Annotated in this window: 18 protein-coding genes; 11 read left to right on the top strand and 7 right to left on the bottom strand. The window is 34.3% G+C overall.

Features of this window, described 5'->3' with window-relative positions; genetic code table 11:
• The first annotated feature begins 43 nt into the window (after positions 1-43).
• Complete coding sequence (locus AAGD99_RS07180; protein ID WP_341822755.1) at positions 44-1,387, top strand: IS110 family transposase; 1,344 nt, start codon at positions 44-46, stop codon at positions 1,385-1,387.
• On the top strand, positions 1,371-2,972 hold the full coding sequence (locus tag AAGD99_RS07185; protein ID WP_341822989.1) for a recombinase family protein: 1,602 nt from the start codon (positions 1,371-1,373) through the stop codon (positions 2,970-2,972). The genes AAGD99_RS07180 and AAGD99_RS07185 overlap by 17 nt, the downstream gene beginning before the upstream one ends.
• A gap of 1 nt (position 2,973) precedes the next feature.
• On the opposite strand, the gene glyA is transcribed toward AAGD99_RS07185, so the two are convergent.
• Both glyA and AAGD99_RS07195 read right to left on the bottom strand, forming a co-directional pair.
• On the bottom strand, positions 2,974-4,251 hold the full coding sequence (glyA, locus tag AAGD99_RS07190) for a serine hydroxymethyltransferase (protein WP_341822990.1): 1,278 nt from the start codon (positions 4,249-4,251) through the stop codon (positions 2,974-2,976).
• Positions 4,252-4,297: 46 nt separating this feature from the next.
• A complete protein-coding gene (locus AAGD99_RS07195; RefSeq protein WP_253307380.1) occupies positions 4,298-5,503 on the bottom strand; it encodes an MFS transporter in 1,206 nt (401 codons plus the stop codon).
• A 488-nt stretch (positions 5,504-5,991) separates the two neighbouring features.
• Here AAGD99_RS07195 and AAGD99_RS07200 point away from each other — a divergent pair, with 488 nt between their 5' ends.
• The gene (locus tag AAGD99_RS07200) at positions 5,992-6,480 is read left to right on the top strand and encodes a hypothetical protein (protein WP_253307381.1); all 489 of its coding nucleotides are present in this window, start codon (positions 5,992-5,994) and stop codon (positions 6,478-6,480) included.
• Positions 6,481-6,533: 53 nt separating this feature from the next.
• On the opposite strand, the gene AAGD99_RS07205 is transcribed toward AAGD99_RS07200, so the two are convergent.
• Positions 6,534-7,727, bottom strand: coding sequence for a pyridoxal phosphate-dependent aminotransferase (locus AAGD99_RS07205; RefSeq protein WP_341822992.1), 1,194 nt, complete (start codon positions 7,725-7,727; stop codon positions 6,534-6,536).
• A gap of 69 nt (positions 7,728-7,796) precedes the next feature.
• Positions 7,797-8,813 (bottom strand): uroporphyrinogen decarboxylase, encoded by a 1,017-nt coding sequence (gene hemE, locus AAGD99_RS07210; RefSeq protein ID WP_341822993.1) that lies wholly within the window; start codon positions 8,811-8,813, stop codon positions 7,797-7,799.
• 402 nt (positions 8,814-9,215) lie between these two features.
• Here hemE and AAGD99_RS07215 point away from each other — a divergent pair, with 402 nt between their 5' ends.
• Positions 9,216-10,034: a transporter associated domain-containing protein gene (locus AAGD99_RS07215; protein WP_341822994.1), complete on the top strand. Its 819-nt coding sequence runs from the start codon at positions 9,216-9,218 to the stop codon at positions 10,032-10,034.
• 71 nt (positions 10,035-10,105) lie between these two features.
• On the opposite strand, the gene AAGD99_RS07220 is transcribed toward AAGD99_RS07215, so the two are convergent.
• A complete protein-coding gene (locus AAGD99_RS07220) occupies positions 10,106-10,384 on the bottom strand; it encodes a hypothetical protein (RefSeq protein ID WP_341822995.1) in 279 nt (92 codons plus the stop codon).
• Positions 10,385-10,464: 80 nt separating this feature from the next.
• On the bottom strand, positions 10,465-10,758 hold the full coding sequence (locus AAGD99_RS07225) for a hypothetical protein (RefSeq protein WP_253307226.1): 294 nt from the start codon (positions 10,756-10,758) through the stop codon (positions 10,465-10,467).
• Between the two features lie 133 nt (positions 10,759-10,891).
• Between AAGD99_RS07225 and purM the strand changes: the two genes are divergently transcribed.
• Positions 10,892-11,929 (top strand): phosphoribosylformylglycinamidine cyclo-ligase, encoded by a 1,038-nt coding sequence (gene purM / locus AAGD99_RS07230; protein ID WP_341822996.1) that lies wholly within the window; start codon positions 10,892-10,894, stop codon positions 11,927-11,929.
• Here purM and purC read toward each other — a convergent pair.
• On the bottom strand, positions 11,926-12,648 hold the full coding sequence (gene purC / locus AAGD99_RS07235) for a phosphoribosylaminoimidazolesuccinocarboxamide synthase (RefSeq protein WP_341822997.1): 723 nt from the start codon (positions 12,646-12,648) through the stop codon (positions 11,926-11,928). The two genes, purM and purC, sit on opposite strands and share 4 nt — an antisense overlap.
• A 74-nt stretch (positions 12,649-12,722) precedes the next feature.
• Between purC and trmD the strand changes: the two genes are divergently transcribed.
• From trmD to AAGD99_RS07265, 6 genes are all read left to right on the top strand, one after another.
• Positions 12,723-13,433, top strand: a complete 711-nt coding sequence (gene trmD, locus AAGD99_RS07240; protein WP_253307223.1) for a tRNA (guanosine(37)-N1)-methyltransferase TrmD — start codon at positions 12,723-12,725, stop codon at positions 13,431-13,433.
• On the top strand, positions 13,417-13,821 hold the full coding sequence (gene rplS, locus AAGD99_RS07245) for a 50S ribosomal protein L19 (protein ID WP_341822998.1): 405 nt from the start codon (positions 13,417-13,419) through the stop codon (positions 13,819-13,821). The genes trmD and rplS overlap by 17 nt, the downstream gene beginning before the upstream one ends.
• The gene (locus tag AAGD99_RS07250) at positions 13,806-13,928 is read left to right on the top strand and encodes a hypothetical protein (protein ID WP_341822999.1); all 123 of its coding nucleotides are present in this window, start codon (positions 13,806-13,808) and stop codon (positions 13,926-13,928) included. The genes rplS and AAGD99_RS07250 overlap by 16 nt, the downstream gene beginning before the upstream one ends.
• A gap of 233 nt (positions 13,929-14,161) precedes the next feature.
• The gene (locus AAGD99_RS07255) at positions 14,162-15,412 is read left to right on the top strand and encodes a PstA family ABC transporter permease (RefSeq protein WP_253307221.1); all 1,251 of its coding nucleotides are present in this window, start codon (positions 14,162-14,164) and stop codon (positions 15,410-15,412) included.
• A gap of 6 nt (positions 15,413-15,418) precedes the next feature.
• Positions 15,419-16,216 carry a phosphoribosylformylglycinamidine synthase subunit PurQ gene (locus AAGD99_RS07260; protein WP_164225023.1) on the top strand — a complete coding sequence of 266 codons (798 nt, stop codon included), beginning with the start codon at positions 15,419-15,421 and terminating at the stop codon, positions 16,214-16,216.
• Between the two features lie 19 nt (positions 16,217-16,235).
• Positions 16,236-16,724, top strand: a complete 489-nt coding sequence (locus AAGD99_RS07265; RefSeq protein WP_341823001.1) for a GNAT family N-acetyltransferase — start codon at positions 16,236-16,238, stop codon at positions 16,722-16,724.
• The last annotated feature ends 190 nt before the right edge of the window (positions 16,725-16,914 follow it).

A 16,914-nucleotide genomic window follows, 5' to 3' on the forward strand; every position in this document is an offset into this window, starting at 1 on the left:
TGAAGCGCTTCTTCAATTATAAATTATATACTAGAGGTGTAAAATGACAAAAGTAAAAAATAAGTTGGAAGTAATGAACCCTGATGCGGCAGGGATTGATGTTGGCTCAGCCGTGCATTATGTATGTGTTCCAGAAGGAAGAGATAAGCAACATATCCAAAAGTTTGGCTGTTTTACAGTGGATCTACATAACTTAGCAAAATGGTTGAAGAAATGTGAAATTAAAACAGTAGCTATGGAATCAACAGGAGTATATTGGATTCCTTTGTTTCAGATACTTGAATCATATGGATTTGAAGTAAAATTAGTGAATGCACGACATGTTAAAAACGTACCTGGTAGAAAATCTGACGTTCAAGATTGCCAATGGTTGCAGCAGTTACATAGCTATGGACTGCTCCGAGGATCATTTAGACCAGATGACCAAATTTGCGTACTGCGTAGCTACGTCAGACAACGTAATAATCTAATTAGAAGTGCAAGTACACATACTCAACGTATGCAAAAAGCATTAATTCAGATGAACATTCAGTTACATAAGGCAATTAGTGATATTAACGGTGTAACAGGTATAAGAATTATTAAAGCGATAATTGAAGGTGAAAGGAATCCTGAAAAATTAGCTGAATTTAGAAGTGTAAATATGAAGAATGATAAGGCTACTATAGCAAAAGCATTAACAGGCGATTATAGAGAAGAACACTTGTTTACACTTAAGCAAGAATATGAAGCGTATATTTTCTTCCAAGAGCAAATAAAAGAATGTGATAGAAGTATTGAAAACTATTATAAAACATTTGAAACACAATCTGATGAAAGCAAACCAGTAAGTAAAGCAAAAGGCAAGAAAAAAAATGATCCAAACTTTACTTTGCATGAAGAATTATACCGAGTTATAGGGATAGATTTTACTAAAGTTCCAGGATTCAATGTACTAAGCATACAGACCATAATCTCAGAGACTGGTATAAACCATAACAAATGGCCAACAGAAAAGCACTTTTCGTCTTGGTTAGGGCTAAGTCCAGGTAATAAAATCACTGGAGAAAAAGTGTTTAGTACGAAAACTTGTAAAGTCATAAATCGTGCTGCAAATGCCTTACGACTTGCTGCACATTGTGTATCAAAAAGTAATACCGCTCTGGGCGCACAGTGCAGGAGATGGAAAAAACGACTAGGAGCCCCAAAGGCAATTACTGCTATGGCAAGGAAATTAGCATGTATCTTTTACAGTATGCTAAAATATGGACAGGAGTACGTGGAAAGAGGAATTGATTATTATGAAAAGCTTTTTCAAGATAGAGTTATGAAAAATCTGAGTAAAAAAGCCTCTGAACTTGGCTATATACTGGTTAAGAAAGATGAATTAGTTGAGGGAGTTTCTTAGGAGAATTGCTGCAGATAAGCATGAGTTATTGAATGAGTATGAATTTAAGGATGATGGGCTTAGTGGGTGGAGTTTAGAACGTGAAGGTTTAGATGCATTACGTGATAAAGTAGGAGAAGATCAAATTGATAAAATTTATATTCATTCACCTGACCGACTATCAAGAAAATCTGCACATCAAATGATACTACTTGATGAATTTGAAAAAGCAGGAGTAGAAGTAATATTCTTAAATCATAAGACTGAAAATAATCCAGAGTCTAAATTGTTATTGGGAATGCAAGGATTAGTGGCAGAATATGAGTGTACAAAGATTATGGAACGTAGTCGTAGGGGAAAACTCCATAGAGCAAAAAAAGGCTGTGTAAGTGTAATTGGCATTGCACCTTTTGGTTATAATCGTATAAAGCATGTAGATAGAGAAAAGACAAAGTTTGAAATAAATGAAGAGGAAGCAAAAATAGTAAAGCAGATATTCATGTGGGTAGGGCAAGAGAGAATAAGTATAAGGGAAGTGATACGTAGACTAAGAGATAAGTCAATTAGAACAAGAACTGGAAAGAAGGTGTGGTGTCCAATAATAATTTGGAAGGTATTAAGAAATCCAGCATATAAAGGACAAGCAGCGTTTGGTAAATTAAAGAGGGTTGAAAGAAGAGAAAGAAATAAACAAAAGGTTTCTATCTGTCGCACAGATGAGGACAGCTGGATTTATATACCAGTACCAAAAATAGTTGATGAAGGGTTATTTAATAAAGTACAAAAGCAACTGGATGAAAATAGAAAAAGAGCAAGGATGCAGAGAGAGGGAGGAAAAAAGAAATATCTATTACAAGGTCTAGTTGTGTGTCAAAACTGTGGATATGCGTATAGTGGTGCACAATGTGGAGTTGAAGGAAAAAAGTTTAGCTATTATCGCTGTAGTAGTACTATACGTATTACTGATGGTAGGGAGAAGTGTACTAATAAATTGGTCCGTACAGATATGTTAGAAACAGCTATATGGGAAAAGGTGAAAAATTTACTAAAAAACCCAGAGATAATAAAAAATGAGTATCACCGTAGAATTGCAGAAAATAAAAATGATGAATCATCAGATAAGAAGTTTGCAAGAAGGGAAAATCAAATAAAACAAGGCATCGAAAAGTTAATGGAAGACTATTATAGTCAAGAAAATGTAGGAGATAAAGGATATATAAGTGAGGAAGAATTTAAACAGACGATGAAAGGAATGAGGGAACGCTTAAGAGGGATAGAAGAAGAGAAGAAAAAGGTAGTTGATCAAAAAGCAATAGAGAAGGGAATGAACCTTATCATCAACAGTATAAAGAGTCTTTATTCCAGTGTAAAATCTAATTTGGAACAGCTAGATTGGCAAACTAAGCGTGGCATCATTAAAGCATTAGTAGAACGAATTCAGATTGGTTATGACCAGGTAGAAGTGGCGTTTAGAATCGAAGAACCAGCACAGGATGGAGAGATTTTTAATTTGCAACATTGTACTGGACGTCATAATAAGGGGGCTGGCGGAGTTTGTCAAGTAAGTTTTTTCGTTTCTACCAGCTACTTGGATGACACCACATAAATTAATAAATAGGAAAATTACTACAAATCTTTTCAACTTTAGTTTTTACTGCTTTTTCGACACTTGAGCTATTTCCGCTGATTAATCCCTGAACTACTTCATTTACTAGGCTGGCTATCTCTTTAAAATTTTCTGCCTCAAGTCCGCGTGTTGTCTCAGCAGCGGTGCCAAAACGGAGCCCTGAAGTGATGGTTGGCTTTTCTGTATCAAATGGTACAGAGTTTTTATTGCAGGTAATGCCAGTCCTCTCAAGGCTATCTACAACGTCTTTTCCAGTTAATTTCTGCGATCTTAAGTCAACTAGCACTATATGAGAGTCAGTGCCACCGGTTATAATGTCGAGTCCATGCTTTTGCAATTCTTGAGCTAGTACTTTCGCATTTTCCACGATTTTCTTGCTATAAGTTTTAAACTCTGGCACTAATGCTTCTTTAAATGCAACAGCTTTTGCAGCTATTACATGCATAAGTGGCCCGCCCTGCAATCCTGGAAAAACTGCAGATTGAATTTTTTTGTGTAATATTTCATCATTGGTCATCACTATTCCACCACGAGGACCACGCAAAGTTTTGTGAGTCGTGGAAGTCATAACATGTGCATATTCAGCAGGAGATGGATATTCGCCCGCTGCAATAAGCCCTGCATAGTGAGCAATGTCTGCAAGCAAATAAGCACCAACTTTATCTGCAATTTCGCGAAAGCGTTTGAAGTCCATTTTTCTCGGATAAGCAGAAGCACCAGCTATGATCAATTTTGGTTTATGCTCCAGCGCCAGCTTTTCTATCTCATCCATATTGAGCAGATAAGTGTCTTTGTTAACTGTATACTGAATTGACTTAAACCATTTACCAGAAAGGCTTGGTGCCGCACCATGAGTTAGATGTCCACCGCAACTCAGTGATAATCCAAGTATTGTATCGCCTGGAGTAAGCAGTGAAGCAAATACCGCCTGATTTGCCTGAGAACCAGAGTGAGGTTGAACGTTTGCAAATTTAACACCGAACAGCTTACAAAGTCTTTCTATAGCTAGACTTTCAACTTTGTCCACATGCTCACAACCACAGTAATACCTTTTGCCTGGATAGCCTTCTGCATATTTATTAGTCAGAAAAGAGCCTTGTGCTTCCATTACTGCTTTACTTGCAAAATTCTCTGATGCAATTAATTGCAATTGTGACTTTTGACGTTGTAACTCTTTTTCTATAAACTGATAAACCTCGTTATCAAAAGACTTTAAACTATTTTTAGAGCCACAGATTTTTTTTAAAACACTCATCATAGATCAAACCTCGCTTTAATTTTAAGATGCACAAGCAATTTTAAGACTACTTATCCTGCTTTTTTAACCATAAGAGCCCAAAAACAGCTATTAGCAAACATACAGGAATAATAGATGTTGCTTTTATCAGCAATTCAGCACTATACACAGGATTTCCTTGTATTACTGTTCTATCCCAACACAAATTTATTATTTTTGCGATTCCAGTGTGAAAAAAATAGCCAAAACCCATGACTATCATGTTTGACACAGCTGTAGCTAAGCCTACTAAGTTATTATTTACATAACTTAGTGCTTTATAAATTGTAACTACTTGATATCCAGATGCAAAGCCGATAATAAAAAGCGTAGGTAATACAACATACAAGCCACCAATCTGAGTAAAAAGTAATAGAAAACCGGCGATCATTGCAAATGAGCATGAAATTATTACTTCATAATGCTTATTTTTATACTTTTCCAATAAATAAGCCAAAGAGAATGATCCTGTTAACATTCCTATCAATATTACGGAAGAGAGAGAAGATGCCAAGCCTTCATTCATTTCATATACTTCAAAAAAGAATGCTTTCGCCCAACCATCAGCAAAACCTTGCATTGGACCGACCATGAGTCCACCAAAAAAGCTAATTAGAATAATATGCTTGTTGAAAAGTATGTTTTTCAAGTCTCTAATGCTAACTTTTTCCTGTTGAGCATTGCTTTCAGGCGTTACTAAGAACAGTAACAGAGCAAGTAAACACCCGAATGCTGAGAAGGTATAGATAACATAATTCCAGCCAAATTTATTGAGTAAGAAGTCTAACGGTAATCCGCCACATATCCCCCCCAAAGTTCCTATAATTATGGATAAACTAGCCATTCTTGCTGATTTTTCTTGCGCAAAATACATGCTTGCAACTTTAAAAAGCCCAATTGCTGAAGCGGATGATCCAATTCCAACGACTATTCTGCCAAGTATTGAATAATACCACTCATCAAAACATATAAGCGGTAATGTTCCGGTAAATGTTAAAACAATACAAGCAGGCAAAACAAATTTTGGCCCAAATCTATCAAGGAAAAGACCAACAGGTATATGAGCTAGCGTATAGCCTACATAGTATAACCCACCAAACTGGCCAACATCTGTAATACTTATGTTAAATTTTGTTATCAATCCAGGCGCAATTATGTTTGGAATTACGCGTAATATATATTGGTACGCATAAAACAGTGACGCCAACAACCAGATTAAAAAATTCCTCTGCAGTACTTTACCCCAAAGCTAGTATTATAGATACTCTGTTTATAGAAAACAATATTTTTATGAATACTTATTTTAATTTACCGGAATTTTATACAGTTGAACTCATAGCCAACATAAGTAGTTTATGCATTAACTAAATTTTCCAGGTTCAAGTTTGGATGATGGAAAAAGTTCACTTTTTCTATTTTTAAAAGAGACCTTTTATTTTACTTATAATTTTTTCTACCATATCTACAACTGGCTCATGAATAAGGTATATGAAAAAAATTACACCACAAATGACAAGTATATTTATGATTTTGCCCTTATTCATCTTTATCTTGAGCTTCACTTTTGTTACAAGATCCATTTTATTTATGTTTTTATTTCATGCTAACAATTATATATTAAATACTATAATTTTCAGTAAAATTTGACTTTAGAAGTACCCTATTAACTCAATATTAACCTTTCTACATGTAAAATAGTTAATATAACATTGAGGTAGGTTGATGAACATAAGCACAATAGATAATACATTGCAAAATTACATAACAAAATACATTGAACAAACATTCGCTACACATGTGTCAGGCAATAGATATGACAAATTGTATAGGGAACTTCTAAGTGGCATAGAAGAGATAATAAAACTCACTATAAACGAAGCAAAACATTATGACAAAAGTTTGGAAAATCTATATAACGATTCAAGATTTAATAAGAAATTTATTCAAGCTGTTGCTAAACATCAGGTGTCGGAATTTTTAAATACTCACCCGAAAAGAAAAGAAATTGTTGCAGAATTTTACAATGAACATCACATTAACGAAAGTGATTTAAAGACTCTGGAGAAAGGGAAAGATTTAGTAAATAAAATAAATAACATTAACTTACTGCAACGAAATGAAAAAAATGAGGAATTCAATATTAGAAAGACACTTGCTCACTCAATAAAAACGCCTTCCATAGAAAAATACAAGTTAGAACATTCAAGATAACCTTAGTGAATATTTTTGACGCGGTGAAATGGGTAATTTATGGATAGTCTATTTCATTTTAACTCCTGGCACGCTTTAGTAATACTATCACATCCAATTTCTAATTGTTCCTGAGAGGTTGCATAAGAAATTCTGATAAAATTTTCTAGACCAAACGCAATTCCTGGAACCACAGCAACTAAATGATCCTCTAGCAGGTATTCAGTGAAATCAAGATCATTATTTATTACTTTACCACTTTTTGTACTCTTACTGAGCAATCCTTCACACGAGACAAATAAATAAAATGCGCCTTGCGGAATGGATGCTGATAATCCCGGAGCAGAATTTAGCTTTTTCACCATAAAATCTCTACGACTCTTAAAAATCCTTGTTCTTTCTTTCAAAAAACTATGGTCACCGTTTAATGCTGCTGCTGCTGCTGCTTGTGCTATCGAATTTGGGTTAGAAGTGCTCTGAGACTGCAGCGTAGAGATAGCTTTTACTACATCACTTCTACCTGCAATATACCCTATTCTCCAGCCTGTCATTGCATAGGCTTTTGACACTCCATTGACTACAAAAACTCTGTTGTAAAGCTTTGGCTCAACCTGAGTGATAGTAAAAAACTTTTCGTCGTATATTATATGCTCATAAATATCATCTGTAACGACATTCACATGTGGATATTCAAGCAATATTTGTGCTATGTCTTTCAATTCATCATATGTGTACACAACTCCTGCAGGATTGTTCGGTGAGTTAAGAATTAACCATTTAGTTTTTTTAGTTATCCTGCTTTTCAATAATTCCGCTGTCAGTTTAAAATTTTGTTTGCATTCCACTACAACTGGTAAGCCCCCAAAAAGATTTACCATATCAACATATGAAACCCAATAAGGAGCTGGAATAATAACTTCATCTCCAGAGTTAATTGTTGCCATAAACAAATTGAATAACACCTGCTTAGCGCCAGTACCAACACAGATTTGGTTAAACGTGTACTCGAGGTTATTATCCCTTCTTAACTTATTAATTATTGCTTCTTTCAGCTCACGCGTTCCATCAACAGCAGTATACTTAGTTTTACCTTCACTTATTGCTTGAATAGCTGCTTTTTTTATATGATCTGGAGTATCAAAATCCGGTTCTCCTGCAGCTAAAACACAGATCTTTTTTCCTTCATTTTTCAACTTATTTGCCTTATCAGCTACAGCAATCGTAGGTGATGGTTTTATTAGGGACATTCTTTTTGCAAGGTCTGACATATCTTACTGAAGCTAAATTCAAATGATAAACCCTGTACAGCAAAAAAGCTAGGAATTTTGTGTATTGTATTAGTAGCTTTTTACCAAATCCACCAACGCAGTGATATTTTCAACTGGAGTATCAGGAAGTACTCCATGTCCGAGATTAAATATGAAGGGTGAATCTCTAAAGCAATCTATTATACGTTTTGCTTCTTTTATTGCTTCCGTTTTATTATAGGCTAAAAGATTAGGATCAAGATTTCCTTGTAGAGGGATTTTTAGATTCGCTTTCGCCCATTCTATTGGGACATTATAATCTATACTTACTGCAGATACACCTGTTTGTTCGCAGTAATCCTTATAAAGATTTCCAGCAGACCTTGGAAATCCTATTATTGGAAAATCAGAAAATCTATCCTTTATTGCCAAGGTAATTCTCTTTGTTGGTTCGATAACATATTCTTTAAACAATGGTTCCGATAATGCACCAGCATTACTGTCAAATAGCTGAATAACATCTGCTCCAAATTCTATCTGTTTAATTAGATAAATAATCGTTGCTTCCGTTATTCGTTCAATTATTTCCTTCAAATACGAAGGGTAAAAATTTAATACTTTGGAAAAAGTTTTGCTGCTTCCACCTTCTATGATATATGAAGCTACTGTCCATGGGCCACCAGCAAATCCTATAAGAGGCTTTTTTTTTGATAGCTGACTTCTGACTTTCTTTATAGCGTTTAGAATTGGTAAAATTTTAGCTTCAATGTCTTGTGGACTTTTCAATTCTTTAGGATTCTTTATAGGTTTTATTCTCGGGCCCACATTGCGCAGGAAATTCACGTCACAACCCAAAACATCAGCTATTATTAAAATGTCTGAAAAAATTATCGCCGCATCCACGTCAAATCTTGTCACTGGCTGTAACGTCAATTCTGTCACTAAATCTGTGTTGTAGCATATCTCCATAAAATTATTCATATTTTCCACTGCTTTGCGGTACTCAGGAAGAGACCTGCCAGCCTGACGCATTAGCCAAATAGGCACTCTTTCACCTGGCTCATTTTGTTTGATAACTTCTACTATTGTTGTTTTGCTGCTTTCCAATCTATTTTATCTATTCTTCTGTATACTAAAGTATAGTAGTAATAATAGTTCTATCAACAACTTGTTACTAACTTAAAATTCAGTAAAAATTGGCGTTGTTTAATTTGTGGATAAATATGTTAACAACTTCTATATGCTATTGATTTTCTGTTATGATTTATGTGTATAAGTAAGATGTTCAGAGTGTTAGTAATTTTCTTTTATGGAAAATATTTTACCATCATGCATTGTTACATAACTATGTATATGTCGTTGAAAAAATTGTTGATCAATTGTTGGTATTTTATATCAACAAATAATTCACAAATTAATTTGACATTATTCACATGCTTATTAAACATTTAATAACAGTTTTCTTGATAAATCTGATCTGAAAACGTTTTTGCCATTACAGGGAATAAATTGAGTAAAAAAGGAACCTTAGTAGAAAAAATAGCATATAGAATTTTTCTCTTCCTTTTCAAAAAAGCTTCTGTGTTGAAAAAGTGTGCGACTGAAGCATTAATGAAAGATCTGCCAGACCTTAATATATTTAATGGTCTATTAAAATTCCGCGATTGTGGTATAATGGATATAATGACTCCACGTACAGAGATATGCGCAGTAGACATTGAGTCAAGCGAGCGTGAAATAATAAAGAAGATAAAAAACACTTGCCACACTAAAATACCAATTTATAGAAATAACTTTGATAACGTAATACGCTTTTTTTATGTAAAAGATGTTATTTTTAATAGGGATAAAAACTTTAATCTGAGAAATATTATACAAAGCGTAATATTTGTTCCGCCCTCGATGAAGACAACTAATCTTTTTGTTAGGATGAAATCTTCTAAATCATACTTAGCTATTGTATTGGATGAATATGGTGGAACTGATGGTTTAATTTCAATGACCGATCTTATAGAGGAGCTAATACCAAACATTGATAGTGAGAACGAAATAAATTCAGAATATACCATTACTGAATTGTCTCAAAATAAGTTTGAAGTGTCAGCAAGGGTTCTTATAAAGGATATAGAAGAGGATCTAAAAATAGAATTACGTGACCCTGAAGAAGACTATGTTACACTTGGTGGTTTGATTCTTTCGATTGCTGGTAAAGTGCCTTCTGTAGATGAAGTCATTAAATATAAAAATGGTATGAAGTTTATCATCAAAGATGCAAATGAGCGCTACATTAATAAAATAGTACTAGACTTAAGTGATTACAAAAATTAGATTTGGTACCCCTTGTCGGGGAATGTCTTGCCTTGAAACAAAGAAAAAGTTGTAATAACCAAATATGCAACTCAAGGTATAGTTAAACCTATCTCCAGCAAATTATTTTCGCAAGTACAATGCATTTCAGTTTTATAGTACTCTAATAATAAAGAGATCATATAGATATTAATATCTTTTGTATTTAAATTAGTGTCATTTTTTTTGATTAATTTGTCTACTAATGATTTGCTTATTGGTTTGTGTTCATTTAGAATTTTTATAGTTAATAGCATTTTATCTTCTGTTTGACTCAGTAAAACAGACACTAGTTCAACTTCCGCCACTGCGCTGGCTATAGTTAGCACCATATTAGAAATTATCTTATTTATCTTTTCAATTAAATCTTCCTTATTTTTTGCAGAGTATGCGTCTATTTTCCACGTAAGCTTTACTTTTTTTTTAATAAATAATTTTCGATATTAGATTTGGTCTGATCAAAGCTGTAATTATCTGCTGAAGAAGAATATGCCTGCTTCATAACTTTATGTTTATATATTAAATCATCGGAGCTTTCTTTAAGAAACGACAACGCTTCCTTCTGCGCATCAGCATCGTTCTTATCTATTACTTCAAGCTCTTCTAAGCCAAACATTATTCCATTCATAGAGTTAGCAAAGTCATGAAGCAGCCGTCCTGATAGCAGCTCCGTTATTAACAGTATGTTTTTGATGTTTTTGTTCATTGGATAATTATAAATGATTTAAGTTACCCTATATTGGTAAACATATAATAGTCAATTAAGAGAAAGTTTCGTTGCACTTTTTATATCAAGGCATTAATATAGTATTAACAATTTTAAAATTTATAGAAGGATTATGAATACTTATATCAGATCAGGAATAGATCTTGAACTATATAATAAGTTAATAAAAGAAGTCAAGCCTATTGCTCAAGAAACTACTAGAGAAGAAGTAATCAGCGAAATAGGTTCATTTTCTGCGTTGTTTGATTTTGCTGCACTAAGTAAGGAATATGACCATCCAGTACTTGTTTCCTCAACTGATGGAGTAGGTACGAAACTATTGATAGCTCAAGAAGTGAATAGGCATGGTACTATAGGTATAGATTTAGTTGCAATGTGTGTAAATGACTTACTTGCACAAGGAGCAACGCCTTTATTTTTCCTTGATTACTTTGCAACAGGCGTTTTGAGCAAGGACGTTTTATTATCTGTGGTCCAAGGCATTGCAAAGGGGTGCAAGCAAGCTAAAATAGCATTGGTTGGTGGGGAAACTGCAGAAATGCCTGGAATGTATGATAATAATCACTATGACCTTGCAGGGTTTGTGGTTGGTGTAGTTGATCGAAAGCAAATTCTTCCAAACTGTAGCATGATGAAAGTAGGTGATTATATAGTTGGCTTAGAGTCAAGTGGAATTCACTCAAATGGGTTTTCTTTGGTGCGCCATATTTTCAAAGGCTTAGGTATAAATTATAACGACTCATCTCCATGGAATAATCAGCTTTGGAAAGAAGTGTTGCTCGAACCAACAAAAATATATGTTGATTCTTTGTTGCCTATTATGCCAAAGGTAAAAGGCATTGCACATATAACAGGTGGTGGCTTGATAGATAATATTCCGCGGATTCTTCCAAAAAACTTATTTGCAAACATAGACATTAATTCCTGGAAATGGCCAGATATATTTTTATGGCTAACAAAGGAGGGTAAAATAGAGAAGAAAGAAATGCTAAAAACATTTAATTGTGGTATTGGCATGGTATTGATCGTAAGTCCTGAGAATATGCAAAACGTGAAAAATCATTTCCAAAAACGTGGAGAAAAAATTGAAATTATTGGAAAACTTGATGAGGCATGTAACCCTCCACTTGATAGAGTAGTATTTAGTTAGTCTAACTTTACTGACAGTCTTTTTGCAACTTCTAGGTACGCTTCCTTTAAATCTCCTAAATTCAAACGAAAGACGTCTTTATCTAGCTTTTTATAAGTATTTTTATCCCATAACCTGCAGTTATCAGGGCTGATTTCATCGGCTAAAATGATTTTAGTACTGTCATTTATTAATCTGCCAAATTCTAACTTGAGATCAACTAAATATATACTTGCATTTGAAAATAGGTGGACTAAGATTTCGTTGATTTTTAAAGTTGTAGTTTTAACTTCATCCATTTCTTTGCTAGATAGCCAATCAAAATACAGTATGTGATTTTCATTCACCATTGGGTCGGCTAGGTCATCATTTTTGTAAAAAAACTCGATTATAGGAGATGTAAGTGCCTCACCTTCTTTGATATTAAAACGTTTGCAAAAGCTGCCAGCTGCAACATTTCTAACTACCACCTCAAGAGGTATTATCTTGAGCTTTTTGACTAGCTGTTCTCTTTCGTTTAGAGTTTTTATAAAGTGCGTGCTAGTTCCTGCTTCTTCAAGCTTTTCCATGATAAAAGCACTAACATAATTATTAATTATTCCTTTGCCCTCAATAATTTCATATTTTTTCTTATTGAATGCTGTAACATCATCTTTAAAGTGCTGTATAACAGTTGATGAGTCTTCAGTTTCAATAATGGCTTTCGCTTTACCTTCGTATATTGTTTTATTCAGTGACATGCTTAATTTAACTATATATTATATCAATTTACTGTTCTTAGAGTATAGCTCCAAATAACTTAAAATAAACCTTAATGGCATTCAATGTTACAATATTAACCATATTTCCAGAAATGTTCCCCGGGTTTTTGAACTATTCTCTTGCCGGAAAAGCGTTAGAAAAAAAAATATGGAACCTTGAAGTAATAAATATTCGTTCTTTTGCGAAAGATAAACATTCAGCTGTGGATGATGTTCCATATGGAGGTGGAGCAGGAATGGTTATGCGTTCTGATGTAGTTGGTGATGCAGTAGATAGTATGCTCTCTGTTCATAAAAATACTAAGTTTATTTACATGACTCCATCTGGAACTAAGTTTAATCAGAATATTGCCAGAGAATTATTAGAGTTTCCTCATATAACAATATTGTGTGGTCGATTTGAAGGTATTGACCAAAGGATAATTGATGCGTATACTCCTTATGAATTAAGTATCGGAGATTATATACTTTCAGGAGGTGAGCCAGCTGCGATGGTGGTTCTCGATGCATGCATTAGACTTCTTCCAGGTGTAGTAAATAATTCCGATAGTATTATTGAAGAAAGTTTTAGTTATGATGGTGGTATGCTTGAATATCCTCAATATACTAGACCTGAGCAGTGGAAGGGATATAAAGTACCTGAGGTTTTGTTATCTGGCAATCACAAAAAAATAAGTGATTGGAGGCAGAAGCAGTCTCATGTTATAACAAAAAAGCGTAGGCCTGAATTATTGAATGGAGAGATAAATGACAAATTTACTTAAAAAATTTAACGAACAGCAAATGCAAGTGTTAGCTAAAGAAATACCAGAATTTCGTCCTGGTGATGATTTGAAGGTCACTTTTAAAGTAGTTGACGGTGCAAGTGAACGTATACAGATATTTGGAGGTGTATGTATATCAAAAAGGAACCGCGGGTTACATTCTTCTTTTGCAGTCAGAAAAGTGAGCCATGGAGAAAGTATAGTGTCTCAATTTTTTGTTTATTCTCCTGCACTGGTTTCAGTGCAAGTGACAAGAAAAGGAAAGGTTCGTAGAGCAAAACTGTATTATCTATGCAAACTATTTGGAAAAGCTGCAAGGATCAAAGAGCGTACTACTTATGTTAAAAAGAAATCTAATACCAAACTTCGTTATTGGGAAGACAAATAGAATATACGATAAATTCACTTAAACCTCCAGTTATAGGCGGAAAGCACTCTTTTTCATTTGTCTCATTATTATTGAGAATTGGTATAAGTAGATACAATAGGGAGTGATGTCAATTGTGTCATCCCAACACTTCCCCAGTGTCATCCAAGTAGCTGATACTGGGATCTACCTTATTCTATATCATGGATGTTATTTTTAGCATGGAGTCTGTTACCAATTGCCTGATTTGTAAATATTTTTATAACTGGATTCCAGTGTCAAGCACTGGAATGACATCAACGTTTATTAAACTGGACGTTTGTACAACTGTGGGCTTGACGATAGGATCCAGGAAAAATAAATGAGTATAAAGAAAAAATTCCTTAAATTACTTCAGTCAAGGCGTGTACATGCTCGTATAAAAAGGAAAAATAAAAAGAACAGAGCGTTACGCTTTTGCTCTTTCACGGCACTAGTTATCTCACTTGGCTGTCCTGTGTGTATATTGTTGAGTATATTAGTTAACTCTTACAGTGCCTTAACAGTAACGAAAATTTTATTGCCAATTGAAATAAGTGCTGATCTTACTTTAACAAATAATCCTAGTGATTTGCGGTATAAGTCCATTGGCTTACTCAACGATTCTTTACGTAAGGTGTTTAAAGGAACTGATTTTAAAGACAGTGACGAAATTTTAAGTCGTAATTCTTACAAAGAACTAGAGAAATTTTTTCGTAAGAAAGTAAAAGATAGTGGTGAATATGAGATCTGGTTTACCGCGTCAAGTATAATTAATTCAATAAATAAAGATAAACATTTGAATGATCGTTATGCTAAATTACTTGATTGGCTAAAAGAAAAGAGGAGAGTGAAAAAATTTTTTAATAAGTCTTTATTCCTTAAATCTGACTCTCGTGAACCTGAGAATGCAGGGATTTTAGGGGCATTTATCGGTTCATTAATGACAATTATAGTGTGCCTAGCATTAGCATTACCAATAGGAATTATGTCGGGCATCTGTCTTTACGAATTTATGCCTAAAAATAGGCTAATGACTAATATTGTAGAAATTAGCATGAATAATCTTGCTGCAGTGCCTTCAATAATATTTGGTGTAGTGGGCTTAACTCTCTATCTTGGCATATTTGGGCTACCACGCTCTTCACCACTTGTTGGTGGAATGACTCTTTCATTTATGATGTTACCTAATATTATAATTGCAACAAAAAATGCCTTTGCGAATGTTCCTATTACGATAAAAGATGCAGCGTTTGCGCTCGGTGCGCCTCACATCAAGGTGATATTAGATCACTCTTTACCGATTGCGTTACCAAGAATAATACATGGTACTGTGCTTGCAATTGCAAGGATTTTAGGTGAATCTTCCCCTTTACTTATGATAGGTATGGTGGCATTTATTGCTGATACACCTACGTCCTTTTTCGATCCGGCGACTGTTCTGCCTGTACAAATATACATATGGTCAAGTAGTCCTGAAATTGCATTTATTGAACTTGCTGCTATTGCAATTATAGCTTTATTATTGGTGTTATTTGCGTTAAATTTAGTAGCAAATTTTGTAAAAAAGAAATTCGAATTTTTTAATTTTTAGCAATTCATGAAGATCACAGTCCTATCTGGTTATGGCTTAAATTGCGAAAAAGAAACCGCATTTGCATTTATGGAATGCAGCAGAAAACTTGGTATTAGCAATATTGAAGTAAAAATCGTTCACATTAATGATATCATAGATAATCCAAGTGAACTGAAATTAAGCAATATACTTGCAATTCCAGGAGGTTTTTCCTATGGTGATGACACTGGTGCTGGTAATGCGTTTGCTTTACGTATTAAAAACAACTTGTTGGATGAGTTTCAAGAGTTTTTATCTCAGGACAAGCTGATTATAGGAATATGTAATGGTTGTCAGATATTAGTAAAATTAATTCCAGAGTTCTCTAGTCTAGCTTTAATCCATAATGATATAGGCAATTATCAATGCCGTTGGATTAGAGTGGGAGTTAATCCGCAGAGTAATTCTGTTTGGCTACGGGGCCTGAGTGAACTATATCTCCCTATTGCTCATGGGGAAGGCAAATTTTTTATGGATCAAGATATTTTGAACCAATTGATTGAGAGCAATTCCACCGCATTACGTTACATTGATGAAAATGGCAACTATGCTAACCTACAATTTCCTTACAATCCGAACGGATCTACATACGACCTAGCAGCTTTATCAGATAAAAGTGGAAGAGTGCTAGCTTTAATGCCCCATCCAGAGAGGGGAATATTTTTTACTCAGCAAGATAATTGGCCTCTTGAAAAAGAAAAGAGCAAGCGTTTAGGTATTGCTGTGCCAAAATATGGTGATGGAATGCTTATATTTGAAAATGCACTAAAGTATTTTTGTTAAAATTTATTGGTAGGGGTTTATGGTCGAAATTGAACAAATATCTCCTGATATTGCAGAAGATTTATGCTGCAAGATTACAGCTGATTTATCAGAGTATTTTGGTTTGCCAGAGTGTAATGAGCATTATGCTGTGGGTGTTCGTTCTTGCAAAAATTTAGCTGCAAAAATTGATGGAAACTATATCGGACTTCTCAGTTTAGATTTTCCCTATCCTAATAACAGCAATATCTATTGGATGGCTGTCTTTCGTAATTACCAACGCCAAGGAGTAGGGTATAAGTTAGTCGAAGCAGCATGTAGTTTGGTAAATACTGCCAGAAAAATGACTGTTGAAACCCTGAGCCCAAATGCATCAGATGAAAATTACCTAAAAACTTACAAATTTTATGAGTCTTGTGGATTTGAACCATTATTCAATTTAAAACCCCAAGGTTACAAGTGGAACATGGTTTACATGATGAAAAATCTCAACCAAATTTATCAGAACAGACCAGAAAAATATAGCTAAAGTGGCTTAGGTTTACCTACAATTTGAAAAACAACAAATTCGTCATTCCGCTACTCGTTAGCGGAATCTATGCTGAGATACCGCGGCGGTATGACGTAGGGACTCCGCCAACAATATTGGAAGAAATCTGAAACTTGAGAAAACTATTTCCCGAAAGCTTCTACAAAAAGAACAGAGAGTTGAATTTATT

Origin of the sequence: Wolbachia endosymbiont (group A) of Clivina fossor (assembly GCF_964026865.1) — a bacterium.
GTDB lineage: Bacteria > Pseudomonadota > Alphaproteobacteria > Rickettsiales > Anaplasmataceae > Wolbachia.

Coding starts and splice junctions, on each gene's coding strand:
- AAGD99_RS07180 (WP_341822755.1), top strand. CDS start 44: ATGACAAAAGTAAAAAATAAGTTGGAAGTAATGAACCCTGATGCGGCA.
- glyA (WP_341822990.1), bottom strand. CDS start 4,251: ATGATGAGTGTTTTAAAAAAAATCTGTGGCTCTAAAAATAGTTTAAAG.
- AAGD99_RS07200 (WP_253307381.1), top strand. CDS start 5,992: ATGAACATAAGCACAATAGATAATACATTGCAAAATTACATAACAAAA.
- AAGD99_RS07205 (WP_341822992.1), bottom strand. CDS start 7,727: ATGTCAGACCTTGCAAAAAGAATGTCCCTAATAAAACCATCACCTACG.
- AAGD99_RS07220 (WP_341822995.1), bottom strand. CDS start 10,384: ATGGTGCTAACTATAGCCAGCGCAGTGGCGGAAGTTGAACTAGTGTCT.
- AAGD99_RS07225 (WP_253307226.1), bottom strand. CDS start 10,758: ATGAACAAAAACATCAAAAACATACTGTTAATAACGGAGCTGCTATCA.
- purM (WP_341822996.1), top strand. CDS start 10,892: ATGAATACTTATATCAGATCAGGAATAGATCTTGAACTATATAATAAG.
- purC (WP_341822997.1), bottom strand. CDS start 12,648: ATGTCACTGAATAAAACAATATACGAAGGTAAAGCGAAAGCCATTATT.
- trmD (WP_253307223.1), top strand. CDS start 12,723: ATGGCATTCAATGTTACAATATTAACCATATTTCCAGAAATGTTCCCC.
- rplS (WP_341822998.1), top strand. CDS start 13,417: ATGACAAATTTACTTAAAAAATTTAACGAACAGCAAATGCAAGTGTTA.
- AAGD99_RS07255 (WP_253307221.1), top strand. CDS start 14,162: ATGAGTATAAAGAAAAAATTCCTTAAATTACTTCAGTCAAGGCGTGTA.
- AAGD99_RS07260 (WP_164225023.1), top strand. CDS start 15,419: ATGAAGATCACAGTCCTATCTGGTTATGGCTTAAATTGCGAAAAAGAA.
- AAGD99_RS07265 (WP_341823001.1), top strand. CDS start 16,236: ATGGTCGAAATTGAACAAATATCTCCTGATATTGCAGAAGATTTATGC.